14 protein-coding genes are annotated in these 25,128 nt (G+C 68.3%); 3 read left to right on the top strand and 11 right to left on the bottom strand.

Translation table 11 applies throughout. The features are described from left to right. Positions 1-468: 468 nt before the first annotated feature. The 3 genes from ACJ8AT_RS32100 (at position 469) to ACJ8AT_RS32090 (ending at position 6,469) form a co-directional block, all read left to right on the top strand. Positions 469-1,293, top strand: coding sequence for an Ig-like domain-containing protein (locus ACJ8AT_RS32100; RefSeq protein ID WP_407741753.1), 825 nt, complete (start codon positions 469-471; stop codon positions 1,291-1,293). A 715-nt stretch (positions 1,294-2,008) separates the two neighbouring features. Beyond that, positions 2,009-2,983: an NADPH:quinone oxidoreductase family protein gene (locus ACJ8AT_RS32095; protein WP_407741797.1), complete on the top strand. Its 975-nt coding sequence runs from the start codon at positions 2,009-2,011 to the stop codon at positions 2,981-2,983. Positions 2,984-3,157: 174 nt separating this feature from the next. Further along, positions 3,158-6,469, top strand: coding sequence for an FAD-dependent oxidoreductase (locus ACJ8AT_RS32090; protein ID WP_407741752.1), 3,312 nt, complete (start codon positions 3,158-3,160; stop codon positions 6,467-6,469). Positions 6,470-6,492: 23 nt separating this feature from the next. Here ACJ8AT_RS32090 and ACJ8AT_RS32085 read toward each other — a convergent pair whose 3' ends face one another. From ACJ8AT_RS32085 to pilQ, 11 genes are all read right to left on the bottom strand, one after another. Continuing rightward, on the bottom strand, positions 6,493-7,035 hold the full coding sequence (locus ACJ8AT_RS32085) for a hypothetical protein (protein ID WP_407741751.1): 543 nt from the start codon (positions 7,033-7,035) through the stop codon (positions 6,493-6,495). A 10-nt stretch (positions 7,036-7,045) separates the two neighbouring features. Then, positions 7,046-10,045, bottom strand: coding sequence for a POTRA domain-containing protein (locus ACJ8AT_RS32080; RefSeq protein ID WP_407741750.1), 3,000 nt, complete (start codon positions 10,043-10,045; stop codon positions 7,046-7,048). 20 nt (positions 10,046-10,065) lie between these two features. Beyond that, positions 10,066-13,923, bottom strand: coding sequence for a translocation/assembly module TamB domain-containing protein (locus ACJ8AT_RS32075; protein WP_407741749.1), 3,858 nt, complete (start codon positions 13,921-13,923; stop codon positions 10,066-10,068). A gap of 65 nt (positions 13,924-13,988) precedes the next feature. Beyond that, positions 13,989-14,930 carry an ExeA family protein gene (locus ACJ8AT_RS32070; protein ID WP_407741748.1) on the bottom strand — a complete coding sequence of 314 codons (942 nt, stop codon included), beginning with the start codon at positions 14,928-14,930 and terminating at the stop codon, positions 13,989-13,991. 18 nt (positions 14,931-14,948) lie between these two features. Next, entirely contained in the window at positions 14,949-18,119 is a 3,171-nt protein-coding gene (locus tag ACJ8AT_RS32065) for a hypothetical protein (RefSeq protein WP_407741747.1), read from the bottom strand. 179 nt (positions 18,120-18,298) lie between these two features. After that, complete coding sequence (gene accC, locus ACJ8AT_RS32060) at positions 18,299-19,684, bottom strand: acetyl-CoA carboxylase biotin carboxylase subunit (RefSeq protein WP_407741746.1); 1,386 nt, start codon at positions 19,682-19,684, stop codon at positions 18,299-18,301. Between the two features lie 51 nt (positions 19,685-19,735). Continuing rightward, on the bottom strand, positions 19,736-20,311 hold the full coding sequence (gene accB, locus ACJ8AT_RS32055) for an acetyl-CoA carboxylase biotin carboxyl carrier protein (protein ID WP_407741745.1): 576 nt from the start codon (positions 20,309-20,311) through the stop codon (positions 19,736-19,738). A gap of 32 nt (positions 20,312-20,343) precedes the next feature. Further along, on the bottom strand, positions 20,344-20,922 hold the full coding sequence (efp, locus tag ACJ8AT_RS32050; RefSeq protein ID WP_407741744.1) for an elongation factor P: 579 nt from the start codon (positions 20,920-20,922) through the stop codon (positions 20,344-20,346). A 107-nt stretch (positions 20,923-21,029) separates the two neighbouring features. Then, positions 21,030-21,392, bottom strand: coding sequence for a roadblock/LC7 domain-containing protein (locus ACJ8AT_RS32045; protein WP_407741743.1), 363 nt, complete (start codon positions 21,390-21,392; stop codon positions 21,030-21,032). A 50-nt stretch (positions 21,393-21,442) separates the two neighbouring features. After that, on the bottom strand, positions 21,443-22,057 hold the full coding sequence (locus ACJ8AT_RS32040) for a hypothetical protein (RefSeq protein WP_407741742.1): 615 nt from the start codon (positions 22,055-22,057) through the stop codon (positions 21,443-21,445). Positions 22,058-22,089: 32 nt separating this feature from the next. After that, entirely contained in the window at positions 22,090-25,089 is a 3,000-nt protein-coding gene (gene pilQ / locus ACJ8AT_RS32035; protein ID WP_407741741.1) for a type IV pilus secretin PilQ, read from the bottom strand. Positions 25,090-25,128: the final 39 nt, after the last annotated feature.

The following is a 25,128-nucleotide window of genomic DNA, read 5'->3' as shown; positions in this document are numbered from 1 at the left end:
TCTACACCGGGGGCGGGGCGTCGTCCGGTCCCCACCAGTGGGAAGCCAAGGCGCGAATCCCCTGCATCGTTTTCCGACTCGGTGGCTCCTTTGGGTACACCCGCACCCCGAGTGGAAAATCATACCCCCCTTCCGACGTCTCCCCTCTCTCGCCGTCGCACTGCTGCTCTGCCCTTGCCGCCTGCTCCTCTTCGCAGCCCCAAGGCTCCGTCCAGTTCGCTGCCACCGCTCAGCAAGCCCTCTCTGCCAGTGATGTCACCCGCGTCAAGCTCACTGTCTCCGCCTCGGATATGACTTCCATGGCAGTCGATCTGGCCAAGACCAATGGCTCCTGGGGCGGCCTCATCGGCAACATCCCCGCGGGCTCCAACCGCTCCTTCATGGCCGAGGCCTTTGACTCCTCTGGCACCAAACGCTTTCAGGGCCAGACTTCTGGGGGTCACCATCGCCGCCAACCAGACCACCGCGGTGGCTGTCACCCTGCAGGAGCTGGCTCCTCCGCCTCCCTACTCCAATGAGGCCCCTGTCATTGACTCCTTCGTCGCCTCCTCCACCTCCGTCCAGACCGGAGGCTCTCTCTCCCTCACCACGACGGTTCATGATCCCAACACCGGCGATACGCTTACCCTGGCGTGGACCTCTTCTGGCGGCACCTTCTCCACCCCCTCTGCCGCGAACACCTCATGGACGGCACCTGCTTCCACCGGCGCCCAGACCCTCACTCTCACCTTGACTGACTCTCAGGGGGCGGCTGTCTCTGTTTCTCTCGCCGTCAACGTCGTCTCCGGCGCCTCCACCGGCAACGCAGCCCTCAACATCTCCTTCAACCTCTTCCCTGTCGTCTCCAAGGTCTCCGCCTCTCTCAACCGCCTCGACGCGGGACAGTCCACCTCCGTCTCCGCCACCGCCTCCGATGCCGATGGGGATTCCCTCTCCTATCAGTGGACCGCCTCCTGCCCCGGCACCTGGACCAATGCCACCTCCAGCGCCGCCTCCTTCGTCCCCTCCTCGGTGCCAGCCAGCGCTTGTAACAACTGCCGGCTCACTGTCACCGTTCAGGATGGACACGGAGGGCAGACCACGGGCGCTCTCAACCTCTGCATCGCCTCCACCTCCACCACGCGCTTCGCTCCCTCCTTCACCCGCTCCTGGTCTCCCGCAGGCACCATGGCCGTGAGCCGCGGCTTCCACACCGCCACCCTGCTCCCCTCCGACCAGGTGCTCATCGCCGGGGGCTCTCCCAATGGCTATGGGTCGGTCGCCATCTCCTCCGCGGAGCTGTACACGCCCTGAGGGAGGCTTCTCGGAGTGGGAGGCTGCCACGGGCCTTGCCTGCTTCGAGGACTCCTTGCCCAGCGCTTCGCCACCCTCGCTCCATCGGGCCCACCTGCCTCCGGGCGCGCAGGTGGGCCCCTGACGCGTGGGGAGCCTGGGTCCGCCTCCAACTGGTTGGAGGCCAGGGTTCACTCCCCACTGGTGGGGAGCCTGGGTCCGCCTCCAACTGGTTGGAGGCCAGGGTCCACTCCCCACTGGTGGGGAGCCACCCCTTCACACCGTCTCCCGCTGAGGACGGTCCAGTCCACGTTCTTGGACGGTGCTGAGGTGCCTCGCCTTCGTAAGTAGCCGTTTTCTGGGCAGTCCAGAGCTTGGCCCGCCATGTGCTCTGCCCTTCGAGCTTGGCTACTTCCAGAGGTCCAGACACATGTTCCCGTGAGAAACGCGGCAGGTGAAGGGGGCCGCCCAGCAGGGCCTGATACTCGAGCAGGCGCGTATGGCCATGCTCCAGCGTCTGTCCGAGACGAGCTGCCTCCACCACCGCATGGGCTGGCTCTACAACTTCGTGGTGGAGGCGCAGCGGGAGCAGCTGCGCGAGGCCCTGTTGGCCCCGCTTCCGCTGCCCCACCTTCCCCACGAAGCAGCCTCGGGCCGTTACGAGACGCTGGCGGCTGCCCGGCATCTGAGGCTCAATCTCCCGCTGGACGAAGATCCGAGCCCCGGAGACAGGCCCATGCGCGCGCTGCAGCTTCAACGGTTGGAAGGCCCCGAGGGGCTGGCCCTGGTGGATCTCCCCGAGCCCGAGGCCGGGGATCAGGTGCTCATTGACGTGGTGGCCACCGGGGTGAGCTTTCCGGACGCGCTGCTCACCCGAGGCCTGTACCAGGCCAAGCCAGAGCTGCCCTTCGTACCGGGAGTGGAGGTGGCGGGCGTGGTGCGCCGGGCTCCGGCTGGGGCGGCGGTGCGCGAGGGCGACCGGGTGATGGCCTTCACCATGTTCGGAGGCTTCGCCGAGGCCGCCGTGGCGCCGCCGGAGATGACCTTCCGCATCCCCGACAGCTGGAGCTTCGAGGCCGCGGCGGGCATGGTGATGAACTACCACACGGCCCACTTCGCGCTGCACCGGCGTGGCCGGCTGAAGTCCGGAGAGACGGTGCTGGTGCACGGCGCGGCGGGCGGCGTGGGGACGGCGACGATCCAGGTGGCGCGCGGCGCTGGAGCGCGAGTGCTCGCCGTGGTCAGTGACGAGCGCAAGGCGGAGGTGGCTCGGAGGGCCGGAGCGCACGAGGTGCTGCTGTCCACGGGAGACTGGGTCCAGCAGGTGCGAGAGAAGACAGACGGCCGCGGCGCGGACGTGGTGATGGATCCGGTGGGAGGCGACATCTTCGACCGGAGCCTCAAGTGCCTGGCGCCGGAGGGGCGGCTGCTGGTGGTGGGCTTCACCAGCGGGCGCATCCCGTCGGTGCCGGTGAACAAGCTGCTGCTGCGCAACATCGAGGTGGTGGGCGTGGCCTGGGGCGCGTTCCTGATGAGCGATCCGGCGCTCACGCCCGCCATCGCCCAGGAACTCGCGAAGCTGGCGGAACAGGGCGTCGTCTCCCCACTGGTGGGGACTGTCTACCCGCTGGAGCAGGGAGCGCAGGCGCTGCGAGAGTTGGAGCAGCGGCGCGCCACCGGCAAGGTGGTGCTGCGCGTGCGTCCGGGCTGAACGGCCGAGGAAGGGGTGGCCGGGTTGTGACAAACAGCTTCCAGGCCTCCGCACCGTCCAGCGGCCCCCCTCGGAATCCCCCCTCAAGGAGGAGTGTCCTCCAAGCCCATGCATGGCGGCACAAGGACGCTGCATCCCCGCTGGAGCAGGTAGGATGCCGACTGCGCTCGCCCTATGAGTCCCCTCCTTCCCCAGCAGTTCCTGAAGCACATGGAGATCCCCTCCTTGCGAGGAGTCTTCATCCTGGGCTCCTTCGAGCAACGCGTGACGTTGTACTCGCAGCAGGTGCGCGCGCTGAACCTGGCCTTTTCACTGGCCGAGGTACAACGCCTCACTCCTGGGGCCAAGGTGCTCGTCATCGGAGGGGGCGCCGCCGGGCTGACCTTCGCCGCGGGAGCGGCTCGCCTGGGAGCAGAGGTCACCTTGCTCGAACGGCGAGGCGAGGTGCTCTCCACGTTCCAGGGCAACGACACCCGCTGGCTCCATCCCCACGTCTATGAATGGCCGAGTCCTGGCTCGGAAAACAAGGACGCCGAGCTGCCCTTGATGACCTGGTCCACGGACCTGGCGGGAGCGGTCGCGCGGACTCTGCTTGATCAGTGGCACGCCTTGAAGGCGGAGCACGGCATCCACGTCTTCTGCCACGCGAAGAACATCCAGCCTGCGCCCGGCTCGAAAGACGAGCACGAGTTCACCTGGCATGCGCAGGGGTTCCATAGCGACGCTTTCGTCATCGTTGTTTTTGCCGTGGGCTTCGGCGAGGAGAAACAGTTTCCGGGAGCAGAGACTCCCTCCTACTGGGAGGACGACGCTCTGCACCAACATGTGTCCTCGCCAGACACTCGATTCCTCGTCTCGGGAATCGGCGACGGTGGCGTCGTGGATCTCTTGCGGCTGCGCTTCAAAGGCTTCCAGCATGATCACATCGTCCGGGAACTCTTGGAGGACTCCGAGCTGGAGCCTGTCAAAAGCGCGCTGCTCGGGATTGAGCAGGACCTGCAGCAGCGCGGTCTGTCCGCCCGCGAGCTGTACCAACGATACGAGAACCTGGAGGTCCCCGAGTCGCTGCATCAACGCATCCGTGAGCGGCTGCGTGACGACACCCACGTGGTGCTCAACAGCCCAGAGCCCTACCCGGTGAGCCCCAAGGCCAGCATCCTCAACCGCTTCCTGCTGTCCCGGTTGCTGCGGGTCGAGGGACTCGAGTACCGCCCAGGCGCCATCACCTGTGTGGAGCCCCAGAAGGGCGGGGCTTACAGGGTGTCCTTCGAAGCGGGCCCGCCAGCCTCCTTCCACCGCGTCATTATCCGCCATGGCGCTCGCTCTACTCTGGAGCAGGACTTTCCCCAGATATGGCAGGAAGCCTCCAGTCACCTGCGAAGCATCAACACGCTCGATGAGAGCCGCGAGCCCCTCTGGGCCAAGGAGACCTTCGCCCCCAAGCGGAGCCAGGCCACAGTCAATTCGAGAGCCACTCCCACCACATCCCTTTCAAAGCCAGCCCCGATCATCGGCCGGAAGCAAGAGGTCCAACAGATCATCAACGCCATCCTCGCTCCCACCCCCTCCCCGGTGGTGGTGCTCGGGCCTCCTGGCATTGGCAAGAGCACCGTCGCCCGCGCGGCGCTCCAGGATGAGGAGGCCGAGAGGCACTATGGGAAGCGCCGCTTCTTCGTCCGCCTGGACGGTGCGGACACGGTCGAGACGGTCTCCGCCCGAGTCGCCCAGGAAATCCGAGCCACCAGCCTCTCGGACTCCATGGCAGGCATTCAAGCGGAGTTGGACAGGGCCCCCACCCTGCTCGTACTCGACAACGCGGATACCCTCAGGCAGAGCGACCCCAGCGGGATGGAGGAGTTTCTCCAGGTACTGGCCCGCAAGCCGACCCTGGCGCTCATCACCACCCTCCGGGGCAAGACGCGCCCAGACTTCGGCGGCTCTCCCAGCCTCGTGGTTAAGGTCGGGCCCCTGACGCTGGAAGAGTCGCGCGAGCTGTTCTGCTCCATCGCCTACGACATTCGTCCGGACCAGCCCGGCCTCTCCGAGCTGCTTGAGGAGCTCGAGGGGGTAGCGCTCGCGGTGAAGCTCCTGGCCAGGCAGGCGGAGGGCGTGGATTTTGATACCACCCTTCAGCGCTGGAAGAGCGAGCGCACGGAGATGCTCCAGTCGGGCACGGATCCGGGCTCCAACCTCGCCATCTCCATCGAGCTCTCGCTCAAGAGCCCGGAGCTGACCCCAGAGGCCATCCAGCTCCTCTCGATATTGTCACTGCTCCCCGCGGGCATGGCGGTAGCCGACCGCGGCTCCATCATCCCCGAGAGCACAGCGGCCATCGCACGCCTGCAAAAAGCCGCTCTGGTGGAGAAGGAGAAAGAGGAAGACCGCTGGAGACTGCTCATGGTCATCCGCGAGCATATCCGCAAGCACCGGCCTCCCCGCGCCGAGGACCGGAAGAAGACCCTCGACTTCTACTTCTCGCTGGCCCAGCGGCGGGGCCCGCAGATCGGCAAGCCCCATGGAAGTGAAGCGCTCGACCGGCTCTCCGAGGAGATCGACAACATCGAGGAGTTGCTCCTGGAGCAGCCTGAGGGGGAGGACGCGGAGACCGTCATCGCGACGGCGCTCCAGCTGAGCGATTTCATCCGGTTCTCGGGGCGGGGCTCTGCTCGTCCCTTGGAGCGGGCTCGTATGCTGGCGAAGCAACAGGGCCAGCCTCTGAAGGAAGCCCAGTGCTTGCTGGCATTGGGGCGGCTCCACCTGCTTCGCAAGGCCCGGTACAACCTGGCCAGGCAATGTCTGGACGAGGCCATGAGGCTTTGCAAAAAGGCCGGGGATCAAAGAGCCGAAGCAGACTGTCTCCGCGAGCTGGGCCACACCGCCACCAACGAGTACGAGTTGGAGCAGACGGACGAGGCCAAGCTGAACGAAGCCGAGCGCTGCTTTCAACAGTCGCTCACCATGCAGCAGCAGTTCCAGGATCCCATTGGCAAGGCGTATTGCTTCCATGGGCTCGCCCGGGTCAGGCGCTTCCAGAATGAGCCCGAAGAGGCTCGCGACCTCTTCCGGAAGGCCCTCCAGATGTTTCTCGAGCAGGAGGATCTCCTCGGGGAGGCCTACAGCCTGCGGCACCTGGGAACCCAGGAAGAGGACGAGAAGTCCCTCCTCAAGGCCTGCGAGATCTTCTCCCACACTGGAGAGCAGCGCAATCTGGCGCACTGCCAGCACACCCTCGGGGACATCGCCCTGAAGCGCGGCCAGCCCCTGGAAGCCGAGGAGCGCTGCAAGAGTGCCTTGGAGCTGTTCCTGAGACTCCAAGCCATCCGCGAGGCCGCCTGGTGCCGCATCAGCCTGGCACGGGTGCTTCACGCCCGCTCTGCCTTGAACGAGGCACGCGAGCTGCTTGATCAAGCCTGCGCGGCTGCTCGCAAGCACAAAGACAAGCGATGCGAAGCCGAGTGTGAGCACCTGCTCAGGGAGTGGGAGTGACTCGGGGATGAGCGTTCATCGGCTCACGGGAACCGGTCCACCACCTCGATGATGCCCTTGGAGTCCTGCACCACCGCCGTGCCTCTCTCGGGCCCCGGGTAGGCGATAATCCCCTCCCCGTCCTTGTCCCAGCGCGGATCCACGAGCACGCCGCAGAAGGGCACCTCGTAGAAGTCTCTCAGCTTGCCGCCCTCGTAGTAGCGCACGTAGGCGCGGTCATACCGCCCGAACACCCGGTGGTTGGCCACGTACAGGTAGCCGGCGATGCTCATGTCCTTCAGCTCGCCCTGCTCCACCTTCGGCAGCGACATGACGAACCGGCTCTTGTAGTGCGCCGAGCCCGGGCGGTTCTGCGTCTCGTCCACCACCACGGGAATGTGGTCCCCCACCTTCAGCCCCATCCGCTTCATCTGCTCCAGGGCGTCCGCCGGGCACGTCATCACCGGCGGCATCCACTTGGGGCGCTGCGCCGTCACCACCGGAGCCGGAGCGCTGGCGCACCCCGCGCTCAAACACGCGGCCAGCACGGCGGCGCGGCTCCGCTGCATGCTCCAACCCTGGGACACGCGCACCTCCTTAGAAGACGCCGATGCTGAAGTGAAACTGGGCGGCGGGCTCGTTGACGGCCTCGTCCGGCTTCAGGTTGAAGCCCACGTCGAAGGACAGCGGGCCCACCGGCGTGAGGTAGCGCAGGCCCGCGCCCGCCGTGTAGCGCAGCACCGTCGGATCGAAGCTCGTTCGATCCACCCACAGGTTGCCCGCCTCGAAGAACAGGCCCAGATCCAACGAGGAGAACGCCGGCACGCGCAGCTCCGCCTTGCCCAGGGTGAACAGCTCGCCGCCCTGGCTCACGGGCGCTTGCCCCGAGAGCACCGACGCCAGCTCCGGCGAGCACCCCAGCGAGTTGATCACCGAGCGGCACTCCTGGAGCTGCCGGCGCACAGCGGCGCGCAGATCCTCGGGAATGACTCCATCCTCGCGGAAGCCGCGCAGGCTCGAGGAGCCGCCCAGGTAGAACAGCTTCGAGCCGATGGACTGCGCGTCCGGCTCCAGCGGGACGATGGTGCCCGCCCGCGCCGAGAGCGCCACGCTGGCCCGCCGCCCCAGCGGGACATAGCCGCTCAGGCTGCCGGACAGCTTCACCTCGTTGATGGGGAAGTCCGGCGCGGAGTGCCCCTGCGCATCCGTGGGCGCCACGGCCAAGTCCCTGGTGAACTCCGCGCTGGTGGAGAGCAGCACGCCCTTGCGCGGGTTGGCCGGATCATCCCGGAAGTCCAGCGAGGCGGACGGCCGCAGCGAGTACAGGGTGAACACGCCGTACGGGAAGCGCAGGCGCTCCTGGTCCGCGCGGCTCGGCACGCTGAGCACGCCGCCGCGCGAGCGCAGGCGGTTGTGCTCCAGTTCGGTCTGCAGCGACACGTTCAGCCACCGCGCCACTGCCCAGTCCAGGCCCGCCACGGTGGCGAACCGCGTGGACACATACGAGGGCCGGTGCACGCGCTCGCCAATGAGGTCCACCCGCGCACCCACCTCCTGCGGCAGGAAGAGGCTGAGGCGCGGCTGGGTGAGCGACACGCTGCCCCGTCCGCCTAAGCCCTGCCAGCCCTGGAGCGAGCTGTCCTGCACGCCCGCGTAGCGCCCGGAGAAGGCCTCCTGGCTCCAGCCCGCGTAATTGATCTTCGCGCGGCCCAGCAGGTTGAGCCCGCGCCCGTCCACGTTGGGGAAGGCCGTGTCCACCGTGACGCGGGGGCCGTCCACCAGGAAGTACCCGCCGGACACCTCGCCGTCGATGCGCGGACGCTCCTGCACGGTGACGAGGATGTCTTTGATCTCCTCGCGGCGGTTGGGCTCGCGCAGCTGCACCTCCACCTGGCGGAAGATGTTCAGGCGCGAGAGCCGGCGCCGGCCCTCGGCCAGCTTCTCCATGTCCAGCGTCTTGCCCACCTCCAAGTCCAGGAAGGAGCGCACCGTGCGCTCATCCGTGCGAGTCAAGCCCTGGACGATGATGCGGCCCACGCGCACCTGGGGGCCCGGATCCACCTTGAAGAGGACCGTCACGTAGTGCGGATCCTCGGCGCCGGGCAGCACCTCCACCTCCACGCGGGCGAACAGGTGCCCCTCCTGCGAGAGCCGCCGCGCCAAGCTCTGCCGCGCCTTCTCCACATCATCCTCGCTCAGCAGGGCTCCCTCCTTGAGCCCCAGGTTCGAGATGTCCAGGTCCGGCGGCACGGCGGCCACCTTGCCCACCAGGGCCTCCGAACCCACCTCCACCTCGAACTCCGCCACGGCCGTGCGGGCGCTCACGTCCACGTCCAACCGGTGGAAGCGCACCTGGGCGTCGGGGAAGCCGCGCTCGCGGTAGGCCTCGGTGAGCACCTCCGCGGCCTCCACGTACGCCTCCTCCACGAAGACGGTGTGCGGATCCGGGGCCATGGGGATGGAGGCCGACAGCTCCACGTCCGGCAGCGGCTCGCTGGCGCGGATGCGCTCGGCGAGCACCTCCTGGAGCACGACCGTGGGCAGCCCGTGGTTTCCCCGGAAGCGCACCTCCGTCACCGTGAGCGGGTGGCCCTCTTCAATCTCGAACACGAGCACCGCCTCGCCCTGGTCGGGCCGGCGCACCTCGCGCGGGGTGACGCGCACGTCGTGAAAGCCCCGGTAGCGGTAGAAGGTAGCCACCCGGCGCGCCAGGTTGCCCACCACGCCGGGCTCCAGCGGCTCGGCGCCGTCATACGCCAGCACGCGCTCCAGCAGCGCGTCCGGGAAGTGGTGGTTGCCGTGGAAGTGGAAGCTGTAGCGAGGCCCGGCGGACACCGGCAGCGCCACCGTCGCGCGGCCCTGCTCCAGGGACACCGTGGGCGAGCCAATCCGGGCGCGGTAGTAGTGCTGCTCGCGGTACAGGGCCTTGAGCCGCTCCACCCCGCCGTCGAGCTTGGCCTGATCGAACACCGCACCGGGCTGCAGCCCCAGCGCCTTCAGCAGCCGGGGCAGAGGCAGGCCGGGGCTACCCGCCAGCGTCATGCTCCCCAGCCGGGTGGGCTGCCCCTCGTCCAGGGTGAGCACCAGCTCCACGCCGCCCACCGTGGGCTCCTGGGACACCATCACCCGCGCCTGATCATAGCCCTTGTGGCTGTAGGCCTCCTCGATGGCGCCGCGCGCCGCGTCCACGCTGTCGGGATTGAGCGGGGCATACTCCTGCAGGCCGCTGGCCTGGCGGATCTCCTCGTCCGTGAGCGCGACGTTGCCCTCGATGACGAGCCGCACCAGCTGCTGCACCGGCGTGAGGTGGAACACCAGCCGCACGCCGCCGGGCCCCTCCACGGCGCGGGCCTCCACGTTGGTGAAGCGGCCGGTGCTCCACAGGGCCTCCACACTGCGGCGCACCGCGAGCGGAGAGAGCACCTGCCCCCGGCGGACCGCCACCAGGGCGGACAGGCCCTGGGTGTCCGAGCCAGGTGGCAGCACCAGCTCCACCGCGACGACGTCTGGCAGGGGCTCGGGCCGGGCCTCCGCGCTCGAATCGGCGGCGGGCGCGGGCTCCTGCGCGGGCGAGCGCGCCAGCGCCCCACCCGCCACGAGCAGGCACAGCGCGAGCGTTACTCGACCTGCCAGCTCAGCTTGAGCTCGAGTCCGAGGTTGCCGAACGAGGCTTCGCTGTTCTCGTTGTCCCACTGGGCCTGCGCGGAGAGGCGGTTGTCGAAGCGGTACTCGGCCCGGGCGCGAGTGCCGCGCCCGCTGACGGGCTGGGTCATGCCGATCTTAAGCTGATCGCTGAGGATCTTCGACTCCAGTTGTGCGGTCGGCTCCGCCTGCCGGGTCGCATCGTTGTACGTGGTGGAGATTTGGAAGGACAAGTCCCGGAGCACGGGGTTGCTGGGCAGGAACCGCTTCACCTGCCGGTCCAATCCCGAGACGTTGAACAGGGCCTCGGCTGCCAGGCCCGCGCTGGCCGAGGCGGCCGTCTCCTTGTCCGTGCTCGTTACACCCAGAGTGAGCAGGGAGAGCACATCCGCGTCGGCCAGGGAGGGCTCGGAGGAGAAGAGGACTTGAGGATCCGCGGGCCGGCCAAAGGCGTGCACCTTGACGGTGTACTCGCGCACCTGCGTCTGGGCGCGCACGTCGAACACGAGATCCACGCCGTTCCTGTCCCGGAACTCGATCTGGGCCTGGTTGATGGCGAACGCGTTGTTGCGGAAGAACGCCTGGCTGCCCTCGTCGGCCTCCACGCGGCCGAGCAGGCCAGGGCGCACGTTGGTGCCGGTGAGCCGCAAGTCGCCCAGCAGCCGGGCGCGGGCCAGGTTGTTGTCCACGCGCACATCCCTGAGGTGTACGCGCACGTCATACGTGAGGAACTCGCGAGGCTTGTCGGCGGTGGTGGGCAGCACCCCGCCCGTCCGCTTGCCCAGATTCTTGAGCATGGAGTCCAGCTCCAGGCCCTTCTGGTAGTACAGGTGGAGCAGATCCACGTCGCCCGCGAGCAGCATGGCGTCCGGCGAGCCGGTGATCTGCAGGTTGCCGGAGGCGGTGATGGGCAGATCATCCGAGTAGCGGTAGGTGACATCCTCCAGCTCGGCCACGAGGGAGATGCGATCCGGCTCGAAGTTCTTCAGGCCCAGCTCGCCGTTGGCGGTGACGCGGCCCTCGTTGAGCAGGCCATGGAAGCCCTTGAGCAGCACGCCCTGCTCGGTGAAGGTGGCCAGGCCGGACACACCGCGCAGCGTCACCGGCTTGCCGCGCCAGGACAGGCGCAAGTCGGACACGGAGGCCTCGCCCACCAGGGCGGGCTTGTCCAGGGTGCCGGTGGCCCGCCCCTGGAACTCGAGCTTGCCGCCGGTGCGCTCCACCTCGGGCACCAGCAGCTCCGCGATGCGCAGATCCAAGCTGCCGTGCACGTTGAGATCCACGGCGCGAGGCCCCAGCCAGCCGGAGGCGTCCAGCTGGGTGTCCGGCCCGCGGAAGGTGAAGGGCTCCACGTTCAGCTTGCCGCCCGAGTAGTTCAGGGTGATGGGCAGCTCGCCGTTGGTGCCATGGAAGCTGCCGCGAGACAGGGCGAGCCGATCCACCGTGGCGGTCACCTGCACCCCGTCCAGATTGCGCAGCGTGCCCTGGGCGCTGAGGGTGCCGGAGAGCGAGCCAGTCATCCCCTGCGTCACCGCGTTCACCGGCAGCAGCGGGCGGATCTCCGGCAGCGCCAGCACCACGGACACATCGAACGGGAAGGGCTCCTTCACCTTCATGTTCAGGAAGCCGTTGGCATCCGCGAAGGGCTTGCCGGAGATCTCCAGCTCGCGGCCCGTCATCTTGCCCACCAGGTACATGGCGCCCAGATCGCGATCCGCGAAGGTGATGTGGGGGCTCTTCAGCGTCGCGTCGACGATGGGCAGCGCGGAGTTGCCGCTCACGGAGCCCTCCAGCGAGAGCGAGCCATGCGCGCCCATGCGCTGGGCCACCTCCGGCCCCACCATCTCCGCCAGGGAGAGGTTCTCGCCGCCGAAGCGGTAGTCCAGCCCACCGGCGAAGGTGAAGGTGCCCTCGACCCAGCTCTTGCCGAGCGGTCCCACCAGCGTGGTGCGCTCGAGCACCATGGACTTGCCGTCCACGAAGCGCAGGCGCATGGAGCCCTCTCCCATGCGGCGCCCGTAGTAGGTGGTGTCCTTGAAGTCGAACGCCGCCAGACCCTCGAAACGGTCCACCGGGCTGTCGATCTCCACCCGGCCCGAGGCCAGCCCGGCAACGGTCCCCTGCATCACGGCGATGTTCGGGTGCAGGCCGGCGATGACATCCAACAGATCCTCGGTGCGGCCCTGCGGCACGTTCACCTCGGCCTTGGCGTGGAGCGACGTGCCGAAGGTGAGCGCGGCCTTGCCATAGTACTGGGTGCGGCCCTTCTGCCCGGTGATGGAGGGGAAGGACAGCACGAGGTTGTCGTAGCTCACCTTGCCCTGCACCACGCCCAGCCCAAAGCCCCAGAAGGTGAAGTCGCGCATGGACAGGCCCGCCTCCACGTGGACGTCCTTGTAGGGCCCCACCACGGAGACGTTCGCCGTCCCACGGCCGGCCCACGGAAGCTGGGCGACGGCGCCGTAGTCGGACAGCTCCAGCTCGCCCTGGCCGTGCACCTCCAGCCCGCGCGCCGGCTCGTAGAAGAGCGTCACGTCCGTGCTCATCTTCGAGCGTCCCGACTCCACCTGCGCCCCGACAAAGCTCACCCGATCCGGGAGGATCCTCACCTGCGTCTGCACCCGGCCGTGCTCGAAGGTCAGCAGCGTGAGCCCCTTCTGCTCGGGCGCGTCGAAGGCCTTCGTGGCCAGCACGAAGCGGCCGGTGCGCAGGTCCGCGTCTCCGGAGAGCTGCGGCCGCGGCAGCAAAGTCCCCGCCACGTGCGCCGTGGCCGTCGCCGGGAAGTCCACCCACGAGCCCCTCACCCCCGCCTGCGCGAGCATGCGGCCCCAGGACGCGTCCGAGGTCTTCACGTCCAGCTCCACCGGGAGGTTGGGCGTGAGCCGGAGCGTGCCGTCCACGTCCACGCGCCCGTTGCCCACGGGCACCGAGAGCTTCTCCACCCGCACGCGCTCGCCCGAGTACTGCAGCCGCGCGGTGAGCGAGGTGGGGCCATAGTGGTCATACGTGAGGTTGTTGGCGTTGACCTCCACGGAGAGGCTGGGCGAGGCGGGCCGGCCATTCACCGCGACGCGAGACCAGACATGGCCCGAGGCCGGCCGGGACAGCACGCCCGCCTGCGTCAGCGTCCGCAGCGGGAAGAACACCTGCGCGTCCAGCGCGAGCATCGGCCGGCACAGCTCCTCCACGCGCCCGGTGACGCTCACGGTGACATCATCCAGGGCCACCTCGGCGCGGCTGAGCTCCAGCGACTGCGCGTCCACATCCAGGCCGCCGCTGAGCACCAGCCGGCTCAGGATCAGCTCCGCGCCGCCGGGCCCGAGCCCCACCACGCCGCGCCGGGCCTCCACGTCGAACTCGGAGACGCCCCAGCGCTCCTTCCACCCCACGTCGAGATCCGTCACCTCGACGCGCCGCCCACCGGGCAGCACCACGCGCACCTGCGCGCCGGTGAGCGCCAGCCGGGAGATCTTCAACCGCTGCAGGGGCCCCAGCGGACACGGCACCTCCTCGCCGGGAGTCCCCTTCGAGGGCTTGGACAGATCCACCGCCAAGCGAGGCCGCTGCACGCGCACCAGATCCAGGGACAGCTTGCCGGAGAAGGGGCGCGTGAGCCCGAACTGGACCTCGGCGAGATCCGCGGCGAACACGGGCGTGTCGGTGCCGGGAGCGAACAGGGACACGCCGCGGAGGATGACCTTCTGCCCGAGCGGATCCAGCTCACACTGGCCGATGCCCACCTCCAGGTGGAGCAGCTCCGGCAGGTTGCGGCGCGCGAGCGTACAGGCCGTGTCCCAGGCCGTGGGCGTACGCAGAGCCCAGACGGCCCCCACGGTGAGGACAGCCAATACCGCAAGCGCTCGGAGCGCTCCCTGACGGCTCTGCGTGGCCAAAGCCGCTACAGCTTACCGAGACCCTCGAGATAGCGATCGATCTCCGCGAGATCGACCTTCGAGCCGGCTGCCCGGCTGGTGGGCAGGGGAGCAGGCTTGGCCAGGGCGCCCTCTGGGGCGGGGAGCGCGGAGCCCACCAGGCCCAGGTTGTCCGCCACCCGGCGGACCAGCTCGGCGCCAATGGTCTCCTGGCGGGCCAGGAACGCCTCGAAGAGGGCGTTGTCGCACAGGGTGTTGATGACGCGCGGGGTGCCGCCGGAGGCCTGGTGGATGGCCAACAGGGCCTCGGGGCTGAAGGGCAGCCGGGGCGAGCTCGCCAGCCGCAGGCGATGCTTGACGTAGGCCTCGGTGGACTCGGCGGTGAAGGGCTCGAGCTTGTAGCGGAACGCCACGCGCTGGGCGAGCGGCGGGTCCAGCTTGAGGTTCTTCTCGATCTCGGGCAGCCCGAAGAAGACGAAGGAGATGAGCTTGCGCTCGGGAACCTCGAGGTTGAGCAGACCGCGGAACTCCTCCATCAGCTCGCGCGTCTCCAGCATCTGGGCCTCGTCAATGAGGACGACGGCCTTCTTGCCGGACTCGTAGATCTGCAAGAGGCGCTGGTAGAGCTGGGACAGCAGGGCCAGCTTCTCCTGGGCGGGGTTCTCCACGCCCAGCTGCAAGGCAATCCGGCGCAGCAGCCAGTTGGCCGTAATGCCCGAGTGGATGATGACGAGCAGGGCCGCCTCGTACTCGGACTCGGGGAGCGAATCGAGCATCCGCCGGGCCAGCGTGGTCTTCCCCGCGCCAATGTCGCCCACGAGGATGGACAGGCCCTTCATGTAGCCCACGGCGTGCATCAGCCGGGTGAGGGCCTGCGAGTGCTGGGCGGAGTTGTAATAGAACCGGCTGACCGGCGCGTTGGAGAAGGGCTCCGTCGAGAGCTCGAAAAAGTCGAGGTAGGTCGTCATGGGCTCGCCGGAGGGGGACTAAAGATAGCCTACCTTGCGCGCTTTCTGAGCGCCCGAGGAAGCTGCGGCGGCGGGCTTGGCCGCGGCCGCCGCGGGAGGGGCCCCGCCACCGCCCTTCGCCTTGGCGGCGGGAGTGGGAGGATCATCCTCGGGCTCGACCGAGCCGGTCAGCCGCTGCACCTGAGTGGAGACGTCGCGGTACTTGGGGTCCAGCTTCGCCACGCGCAGGTAGTGGTAGAGCGCCTTGCCGTTCTCGCCCATGGCCTCGTAGACCATGGCCAGCTCGAAGCCCAGCGCCTTGGCGGACTCGTCCTTGGCGTGCTCGCTGGAGAGCCCTTCCTTGAAGACCTTGACGGCCTCCGCGTGCTCGCCGCGCTGGGTCTGCAGCATGCCAATCATCATGATGCAGTCCAGCTCGCGCTTGGTGCCCGCGCAGCCCTGGCGCGCCACGCTGAACTCGCCCAGCGCGTCGTCCGTGAGGCCCATCTCCTTGTAGGCGATGCCCAAGTCGTAGTGCGTCTCCACGTCCTCGGGCTTGACCACCTTCTCCAGGCCCTTCTTGAACTCGGCGAACACCTCGTCCACCGAGTACTGGAAGTCGTCATCGGACGTGGCGGGAGCGGGCGGCTCGGCGGCCAGCTCGCCAAAGTCCTCGGCCAGCTCCGCGGCCAGATCGAACGCGCTGCTCTCGGCGGGCGCATCCATCACCGGCTCCACGGCGGGCACGGCGGCCGGCTCGGCCTCCTGCGCCGAGGCGCCACCTCCGGCCTCGAGCGCCTCCAGCCGAGCCATCAGCTCGCTGGCGCGCACGTGGCCCGGGAAGGCGATCATCACGTTCTCGAGGATCTCTCGCGCCTCCTCGGTCAGGCCCTGATCCAGGAAGAAGGACGCCTCGTCGCACTCCTCGGAGGCCGGCTCCTCCTCGGCGGGCGCGGAGCTCTCGAGCGCCTCCACCGACTCGGTGGCCACCTCGGCGCTGGCGTCCGTCGCGAAGGACTCGTCCTCGGAGGCCTCCACGCCCATCACGCCGATGACGGTGGCCTCCTCGGGCTCCTCGGGCTCGTAGGCCACCGCGCCGGACGAGGTGAGCTCCACCTCGCCGAAGGACTCGTCGTCCATGGCGCGAGCGGACACCCGCGTCGGCTGGTCCTCGTCCTCTCCCAGCGCGGGCCTGCGGCGGGGGCCCGTGCTCTGGAGCAGCTCCGCCGAGGGCATCGCCGGCCGCGTGGGCGGCGCATCCTCGTCCCCAAGCGCCACGCCCGCCAGCGCGGGATCATCGACGATGGGCTCGTCCTCCGCAGCGCCGGACTCGTCCACCAGGATCGATGACGACGTCACCTCGGTGAAGGACTCGTCCTCGGCGGAGCCCGCCATGAGCGGCTCGTCCGTGAGGTGAGTGGACGTCGTCTCCTCGGTGCCCACCACCAGGCTCTCGTCGGCTACGCCATCCAGCGAGGTGGCATCATCGCCGACGTAGGCCTCGGCCTCGCCGGAGACGATGGTCTCTCCGACCAGCGCCTCGTCGCTGATCACGGCCTCCGAGGAGCCGTCATCGATGATCTCCTCGGACTCGGCCGAGCCGATGGCGGCCAGCGCCAGCTCATCCCCGGGCGGCCGCGCGAGCGCGTCCTCGGGAGCCTCGGCGACGACGATCTCCTCGTCGTTGGAGTCCACGAGGATCTCGTCCTCGCCGAGCGACTCCACGTGCGCCACCGGAGCTTCGGCCTCGTCCACGCGGAGCACGGCGAGGAAGGCGGGGACCTCGGGGTGGTTGGGGTTCTGCTGGAGGATGGTGGCCAGGTACGGCTGGGCGCGCTGCACGGCCTCGCGGCGGGTGCACAGGCGCAGCACGTTGAGGAGCTGCTCACCGGCCTGGGTGGTGTTCCCGGCGGCGACGTAGATGTTGTAGGCCTTCTCGTGCGCGTCGAGGTTCTCGGGATCGACGGCGAAGATCTTCCGCAGGTGCTCGAGCGCTTTGTCGTGGAGGCCGTATTTGACGTAGACGTCGGTCTCCGTGAGCAGCTTGGCGAGCTGCTCGCGGGTGAGCGGGCCCACCGGAGCGGGAGTGGCGGGCGCCAGATGGCCCGGGCGCGTGGCGGGGCCCGGCGCGGGCGCGGACACGGGAGCCCGAGCGGGCGCGGGCGCGGAACCCTGAGCCCGAGCCGGCGCGGGTGCGGGAGCCGCGGCAGCCGGAGCCGGAGCCGGAGCCCGAGGAGCCGGCGCGGGAGCCGGCGCGGGTGCGGGAGCGCGAGGAGCGGGAGCGGGCGCACTGGGCCGGGCAGGAGCCCGTGCGGGGGCGGCGGCCGGAGCGCTGCGCGCGAGCACATCCGAGTCCTGGGGATCCAGCTCGGCGATCTTGTCCCAGATGCCGTGGGCTTCCTGGGAGCGGCCCGAGTCCTGGTAGACCTTGGCCAGCTCCTTGTAGACGGAGACCGTCTTGGAGGTCTGCCCCAGCCCTTGGAACGCCTGGGCCAGCAGGCTCAGCGTCTCGACGTCGCGGCCATCGGCCTTGAAGGCCACCTGGAGCTTGGCCAGGGCGCGCTTCTGATCGCCCTTCTCCAGGTACGCCTTGGCCAGCTCCTTGGAGAGCCCCAGGTTCTCGGGCTCCAGCGAGGACAGGCGCTCGGCCACGCGCAGGTAGTCATCCGTGCGGGCGTTCTTCTTGAGGTACTCGGCGGCGCGGCGGAACTCGGCCACGGCCTCCTTGGTGAGGCCTTCCTTGGCGTACAGCTCGCCCAGCTTCTGCTTCGACACCACGTTCTCGGGGTCGAGATCGACCATCCGCTTGAGCGTGTCGAGCAGCAGCTTGGTGTCGCCCTGCTTGTCGTAGTGGTTGGCGACGATCTGGAAGTACGCCATCGCCTCGGACATCAGCCCGAGCTGCTGGTGGAGCTCCGCCAGCTTCAGGTTCACGTCCAGCAGGTTCGGGTTGAGCTTGAGGACCTGCTTGTAGAGCGCGACGGCCTTGAGGAAGAACCCATCCGAGGAGTAGCTCTCGGCGACCTTGGTGAAGTAGTGCGCCGCCTGGGAGTTGTCGTTCTTCTTCTGGTACAGCTCCCCCATCTTCTGCAGGACGCGTACATCCTTGGCGTCCGCAGCAAGGACCTTCTCGTACTCCTTGATGGCCTTGTCGTAGGAGCCCTTCGCGACGAGCTTCGCGGCGGCTTCGATGATCTTGTTCTTGTCCATCGAGCAGGGCTTCCGGCCGGGCTAACCCCCTGGAACTTCGGGAGTTTCCTGCGTCCTTCTTGGGATCAGCGAGGGAGATACGGAGGCTAACGGAATCGGCTCGCGCGGGTCAAGAAATCGCCGGGCCGCCCCCAAGACGGATCAGGGGGTTGCGTGAATAACCCCCAAGCAGGCAGCCTTCAGGGCGTTTCTTCGATGGCCTTCTTCAGCCGGTGGGTGCCTGTCTCACTGGCCAGCAGCCGCTCGACGAACCGGGTGTCGTACTGGCCTTCCTGGAAGGCCTCCTCCGCCAGAGCGGCCCGGTGGAACGGGATGTTGGTGCGAATGCCCTCCACCACGTACTCCCCGAGTGCCCGCTGCATCCGCCGGATCGCCGTCTCGCGGTCCTCCGCATGGACGATCAGCTTGGCCAGCAGGCTGTCGTAGAAAGGGAGCACAGTGTAGTTCTCATACGCAGCAGAGTCTACACGCACGCCATAACCACCGGGCACGCTGTAGCCGGTGATCTTCCCCGGCCAGGGGGCGAAGGTGACGGGATCCTCCGCGTTGACGCGGCACTCGATGGCGGCGCCCTTCATCTGGATGTCGGACTGCTTGAAGCGCAGCGGGTGGCCGTAGGCCATGCGGATCTGCTCGCGCACCAAGTCGATTCCCGTGACGAGCTCCGTCACCGGGTGCTCCACCTGGATGCGGGTGTTCATCTCCATGAAGTAGAACTGGCCGCGCTCATCCAGCAGGTACTCGATGGTGCCCACGTTGTTGTAGCGCAGCTTCTGCATCGCCTCGACGGAGGTGCGCCCCATCGTCTCGCGCAGCGCCGGGGTGAGCGCCGGTGACGGGCTCTCCTCAATCAGCTTCTGGTGCCGCCGCTGCACCGAGCACTCGCGCTCGCCCAGGTGGATGACGTTGCCGTGCTCGTCCGCGACGATCTGGATCTCGATGTGGCGCGGCTTCTCCACGTACCGCTCGATGTAGAGATCGCCGTTGTTGAAGCTGGCCACCGCCTCGGCCGCCGCGGTGGCGAATGCCTGCGCCAGCGCGCCCGGCTCGCGGACGATCTTCATCCCCTTGCCGCCACCGCCCGCCGCCGCCTTGATGATGACGGGGAAGCCGATCTCCCGGGCAATGGCCTCGGCCTCCTTCGGATCCTTCACCACGCCGGTGCTGCCCGGCAGCAGGGGAATGCCCGCCTCGCGGGCGGCCTGCTTGGCGCGCACCTTGTTGCCCATCAGCCGCAACATCTCCGGCCGGGGGCCAATGAAGCGGATCTTGCAGTTCTCACACACCTCGGCGAACTCGGCGTTCTCCGAGAGGAAGCCATAGCCGGGGTGGATGGCGTCCGCGCGGGTGATCTCCGCGGCGGACAAGAGCTGGGGGATGTTGAGGTAGCTCTCCTTGGACGGCGGCGGGCCAATGCACACCGACTCATCGGCGAAGCGCACGTGCAGCGCGTTGGCATCCGCCGTGGAGTGCACCGCCACCGTGGCGATGCCCAGCTCCCGGCAGGCGCGGATGACCCGCAGGGCAATCTCCCCGCGGTTGGCAATCAGCACCTTCTTGAACACGCCCTGCACTCCTCTCGGCACAAGGGGCCAGCGCGTGGCCGGCCCTGGGAACTAGGCCGGCTCGATGCGGAACAGCGGCTGGCCAAACTCCACCGGCTGGCCGTTCTGCGCCAGGATCTCGGCCACCTTGCCTGCCACCTCGGCCTCGATCTCGTTCATCAGCTTCATCGCCTCGATGATGCAGAGCACCTGGCCCTTCTTCACCACCGAGCCCACCTCCACGAAGGGAGGCTGGTCCGGGGCGGGCGTCCGGTAGAACGTCCCCACGAACGGGCTGGAGATGACATGGCCGGGCTTCTCGGGCGGCTTGGCGGGAGCGGCCGCCGAGGCCGCCGGAGCCTGCGCCCGCGCGGGGGCCGCGTACTCCACCGCCTGCACTGGCACCGGGCTCACCGACGGGCTCACCGGCGCCGCGTGGTGGACGATTGTCGGAGCCGGCCCATGGCCGCGGCGGATGTACAGCCGCTCATCCCCCCGCTGCCACACCAGCCTCGTCACATCCGAGGCCTCCAGCATCTCCACGATCTGCCGGAGGGCGTCCACGTCCAGGGACGTCGCCTCCGAGTCCCGGCCACCGGCCGGCGCGGGCTCGCCTTCAGCCCGCGTTGCCTTGCGCTTCGTCGCCATGCGTCCCCTCCCAGCCGGGCTACGGCCCGGACTTATCCCCCGGTGGCCACGCGCGTGAGGTACTTGCCGTCACGCGTGTCGATCTTCAGGACGTCGCCCTCGTTGATGAAGAGCGGCACGTTCACCGTGTAGCCCGTCTCCAGCGTCGCCGGCTTCATCGCGCCCGACACCGTGTCGCCGCGCACGCCCGGATCGCACTTGGTGACCTTGAGATCCACCGAGTTGGGCATCGTCACGCCAATGGCCTTCCCGTTGTAGAAGAGCACCGAGACGTTGACGTTCTCCTTCAGGTAATTCTTCGCGTCCCCGAGCTCCTTCTCGCTGAGGAAGGTCTGCTCGTAGTTGCGCGTGTCCATGAAGTAGTAGTCATCGCCCTGGACATAGAGGTACTGCATGTCCTTCTCCTCGATGTCCGGCCGGCCCACCTTGTCGCCAGACTTCATCGTCGGCGTGAGCAGGCGTCCAGTGATCAGGCTGCGGATGGAGGTGCGGACAATCGCCGCGCCCTTGCCCGGCTTGACGTGCTGGAAATCGACGATCTCGAACGGCTCTCCGTCGATCTCGATCTTGAGGCCCTTGCGGAACTCGGAGGTATCAATGACACCGGCCATGGAAACAGCTCCTTCGGACTGCTGAAAAAGTCCGGGGTGTCTAGCCGATGCAACTCCCCTTTGGAAAGGGGAAAGCGGTGGGGCGGCGCGTCGAGCGTCTGCCTGCCTTACAACTCGGCGCGGACCTTCGGCGCGGTAATCCGCAGCACGTAGCGGCCCTTGCCGTAGTTGCCCTCCGCCTTGAGCGCCAGCACCAGGAAGTACTCGGGCGACACCAGGCGGATGATGGTCAACACTTTCTCACTGTTGACACTCAGCTCCGTGACGGCGCCCGTCCTCAGCACGTCCGCGGCGTTCTTCAGCTGGGTGAGCAGGTTGGCGTACTCCACCCAGGCGCCGTTGAGCTCCAGCTCCCCGGCCTCGTCCCTCTGGAAGGTCTCCACGGCGATGCCGTCGAAGCCCATCACGCTGCACGCGAGGGCCCCGTCGACCTGATTGACCACCGACTCGAGGTGTGTGCGGAAGGACATGGCGGCGAGCGCTTAGGAGAAGAGAGGGGCCCCGTCAAGGGCCCTCTTCCCTACCCGCAGGAGAAGGCGACCCCATCCTGGCCCGGGAAGCACTTGTCCTCCGCGCCCGGCATGGGCGTCTGGTTGGGCGGGCACGAGGCGCCCCGGGTGATCTCGATGGGGAAGGTCACCTCGTTGGTCTCGGCGGCCTTGCCCGAGGCCAGCTTGCCCTTGAGCTTGATCGTCACCAGCAGCGTCATGCTGTCCGGCTCCGAGGGCACCACGGCCTCCAGCTTCTTGCGCGCCTCATCCCCGATCAGATCCACGGTGAAGAAGGAATCGCCCGGCTGGGCCCCGGCGGGCACCACGTAGAGGATCGGCAGGCTCTCGTCAGTGAACGTGGTGGTCACCTTCTTGGCGGTGTACGAGAGGTCCACCTCTTCCCCGTAGAAGCCCGTCCCGCTCCCCGACGTGGTGTTCTCGGTCAGCGGAGAGAAGACGGAGAACGTGGTGATGTAGTGGGTGTTGACGTTGTAGTTCAGCGACCCGCGGAGGATGGCCTTCTCCGACCGCTCGCACGTCTTGGAATCCACCGGGCGAGCGTCGAGGAGCTGGACAGGGTTGTTCCCATTGACGCAGGCAGAGGCGCTGGCGGCCAGGGTGGCGATGAACAACAGGCGCTTCATAGAAGTGAACTCCGTGGAGGGCAGGCCCTGGCTCACAGGGTCTGCGCAATGGTCTGCCGGTTGAGGATACGGGGCGTGACGAAGATCAGCAGCTCCTGCCGATCATCGCGCTCCGTGTTCTGACGGAAGAAGTAACCCAGCACCGGAATCTTCCCGAGGAATGGAATGGAGGCCACCGCCGTGCTGCCGCGGCGCACGTAGATGCCACCAATCACCGTGGTGTCGCCGTCCTTCACCAGCACCTGCGTCTGCGCCTCCTTGCGCTGGATGGCGGGCTGGCCGTTGGCGCCGGTGTTCGCCGGGTCCGGCTGGTTGTTCTGGGCGTTGATGTTCATCAGGATGCTGCCGTCCTGGGTGATGTGCGGCGTCACCTCGAGCGACAGACGCGCCTCGATGAACACCGTGTTCGTACCCTGCGCCGACGTCTGGCTGAACGGGATGGACACGCCCTGGCTGATGCGCGCGGTGTTGTTGTCCAGCGTGGTGACCTTGGGCGCGGAGATGGTCTTCACATAGCCCTCGTTCTCCGCGGCGGACAGGCGCAGGTTGAGCTGCAGCGCGCCGCCGGCCGAGCCGAACGTCATACCGATGCCGCCACCGACACCCAGGTTGGTCGCCGCCGGCAGGTTGATGGCGAAGTTCGGGTCCGTGGCGAAGCCCGGCGGCTGCGTGACCGACGAGGAGCCGAACAGGTTCACCGAGTTGGGGAAGATCAGGCCCGTGGTGTTGCCCGTGGCCGCGTTGGCCGTGGCGTTACCACCCCACTGCACACCGATCTGCCGGGAGAAGGACGTCGTCGCCTCGACGATGCGGCTCTCGATGAGCACCTGCGGCGTCTGGGTGTCCAGGTTGCGCACCAGCGCGCGCACCTTCTCGACGTTGGCGCGCAGATCCTTGACGATGAGCACGTTGGTGCGCGTGTCCACCGTCACCGAGCCGCGATCGGACAGGATGTCCTTCACGCGCGCGGACATCTCCTGCGCCACCGCGTAGTTCACCGGGATCAGGTTGACGAGCAGATCCTCCTGCTGCTTCATGCTCTTGATGCGATCGGCGCGCAGGCGCGCCTCCTCCTCCAGCGTCTTGAGCGGAGCGATGCGGACGATGTTGCCCACCTCCTCCTTGCCCAGGTTCTTGGTGCGCAGGATGAGATCCAGCGCCTGATCCCAGGGCACGTTGCGCAGGCGGATGGTCACCTTGCCCTGCACGTCGTCGGCGACCACGATGTTCTTCTTCGAGATCTCCGCGATGACGCGCAGCAGGTTCTGGATGTCGATGTCCTTGAACTCGAAGGACACGCGCTTGCCGTGGTAGCGGGACTGCTGCGGCGCGCCCTCGGAGGCGTAGGTGGGCGCCTCGGCGGTGAAGCCGGCGGTGCGCTGGGTGACGGCCACCTGCTCCGTCTTCACGCCCTGCACGGAGAGGTTCCAGCTCAGCGCGCCGCCGTTCTGGATCACCGACTCCTCGATGGCGCCGTCAGCGGCCACCACCAGGCGCACGCGGTTGCCCTCGCCGGGCACCGTAAAGGCGCTGATCATCTTCACCGGCGTGCTCAGCGCCGAGGTGTCCAGGCTGCGCTCCAGCTTGCGCGGCAGCTTGGCGTTGTCCAGCGTCAGCACGGCGCTGCGCGGATCCGGGCGATCCACCTTCCAGGTGGCAGGGCCGGACAGCTTGAGCTGCACGCGGCCGCCGGTGTCGCTCTCAACGAAGGTGAGCTCCTTGACGTCCACCAGCGCGCCCTGCGCCGGCTCGGCCGCCGTGGACGCCGGGCGCAGCGGGGCGCTCTCGGCCACGGCCGCGTGATCCTCGGTGGCCGGGGGCGGAGCCTTGCGAGCCACCGCGCCACCGAGCAGCACCTCCAGGCCGTGCTCGGCGCGATCCACGCGGTAGGCCGGCATGCCGCTGGGCATGTCCAGCACCAGGCGGACCTTGTCGGCGTGAGCACCCACGCGCACGCCCTTCAGCAGCTTGCCGTGGACGCGCGGCGCCTTGGCCGACAGGCCCACGCTGTACACGTCGACCGCCAGCCGCGGCGGATCCGCCAGCTCGAGCACCTCGTAGCGAGCGACCTCGCCGTCGGTGCGGACCGCCAGCGTGTCCCGGGCGAAGGTGATGCCCGTGATGCGCTTGGCCGGGTGCGTCACCTCGCGCTCGTCGGCCTCGGCGGCCACCACGTTCTCGCGGCCGGGAGCCTCCTGCGGCTCACCCGCCTCGACGACCACCGGGGCCGCCTGGGGCGCCGCGGCCTGGGCCACCACCGGAGCAGGCGTGGCCGGCTCGGCGGGCTTGGCCGGGACAGGCGCGGGGGCCTGGGCCACGGCCGGAGCCTTCTCGGCCGCCGGAGCCTTCTCCACGGCCGGAGCCTTCTCGGCGACGGCGACCTTCTCGGCCACCGGCGCCTTCTCGGCCACCGGCGCCTTCTCGGCCACCGGTGCCTTCTCGGCGGTAGCCATCTTCTCGGCCACCGGTGCCTTCTCGGCGGTAGCCATCTTCTCGGCCACCGGAGCCTTCTCGGCCACCGGCGCCTTCTCCACGGCGGGAGCCTTCTCAGCCACGGCGGGGGCCTGCTCGGGCTTGCTCGCCTCGAGCTTGTCCGCCTCGGCCGTGATCGGCTCCGCCGCCGCGCCGTCCACCGAGATGATCACCCGGTTGCCGTCAGCGCGCACGTCGTACTGCGAGGCCTTGTCGAGCGCCACCAGCACCCGGCCCACGCTCGCGCGCTCGTCCGAGAACTGGGACGTGACAATGCCCGCCACGGGGCCCGCCCCGTCGTGGTGTCCCTTGATGCTCGTGGCGTCCGCCGACGAGAGGTCCACCACCAGCCGCTCCGGCCCACTGAGCCGGAATACGGTGAAGGTAGGCGGACGGGTGCCCGAGACGACCACCTGGGCGCCAGAAGCTGTAGGGACCACCTGCAGGTCCCTCAGCGTGTTGAGTTCGGCGCCTTCCGCCTTGGCGCTCACGACTGCGACCGCGAACAACGCGGCCGCAATCATCCACTTGCCCCTCGTCACATCGCTCTTCCCGAGCATGCTACCCCTCTACAAGTTGGAATCGTCGGGCTGAGCTGC

Origin of the sequence: Hyalangium sp., assembly GCF_045802625.1 — a bacterium.
Taxonomy (GTDB): domain Bacteria; phylum Myxococcota; class Myxococcia; order Myxococcales; family Myxococcaceae; genus Hyalangium.
The sequence above is the reverse complement of the archived record's forward strand: the minus strand, read 5'-3'. Positions and strand labels throughout refer to the sequence as shown.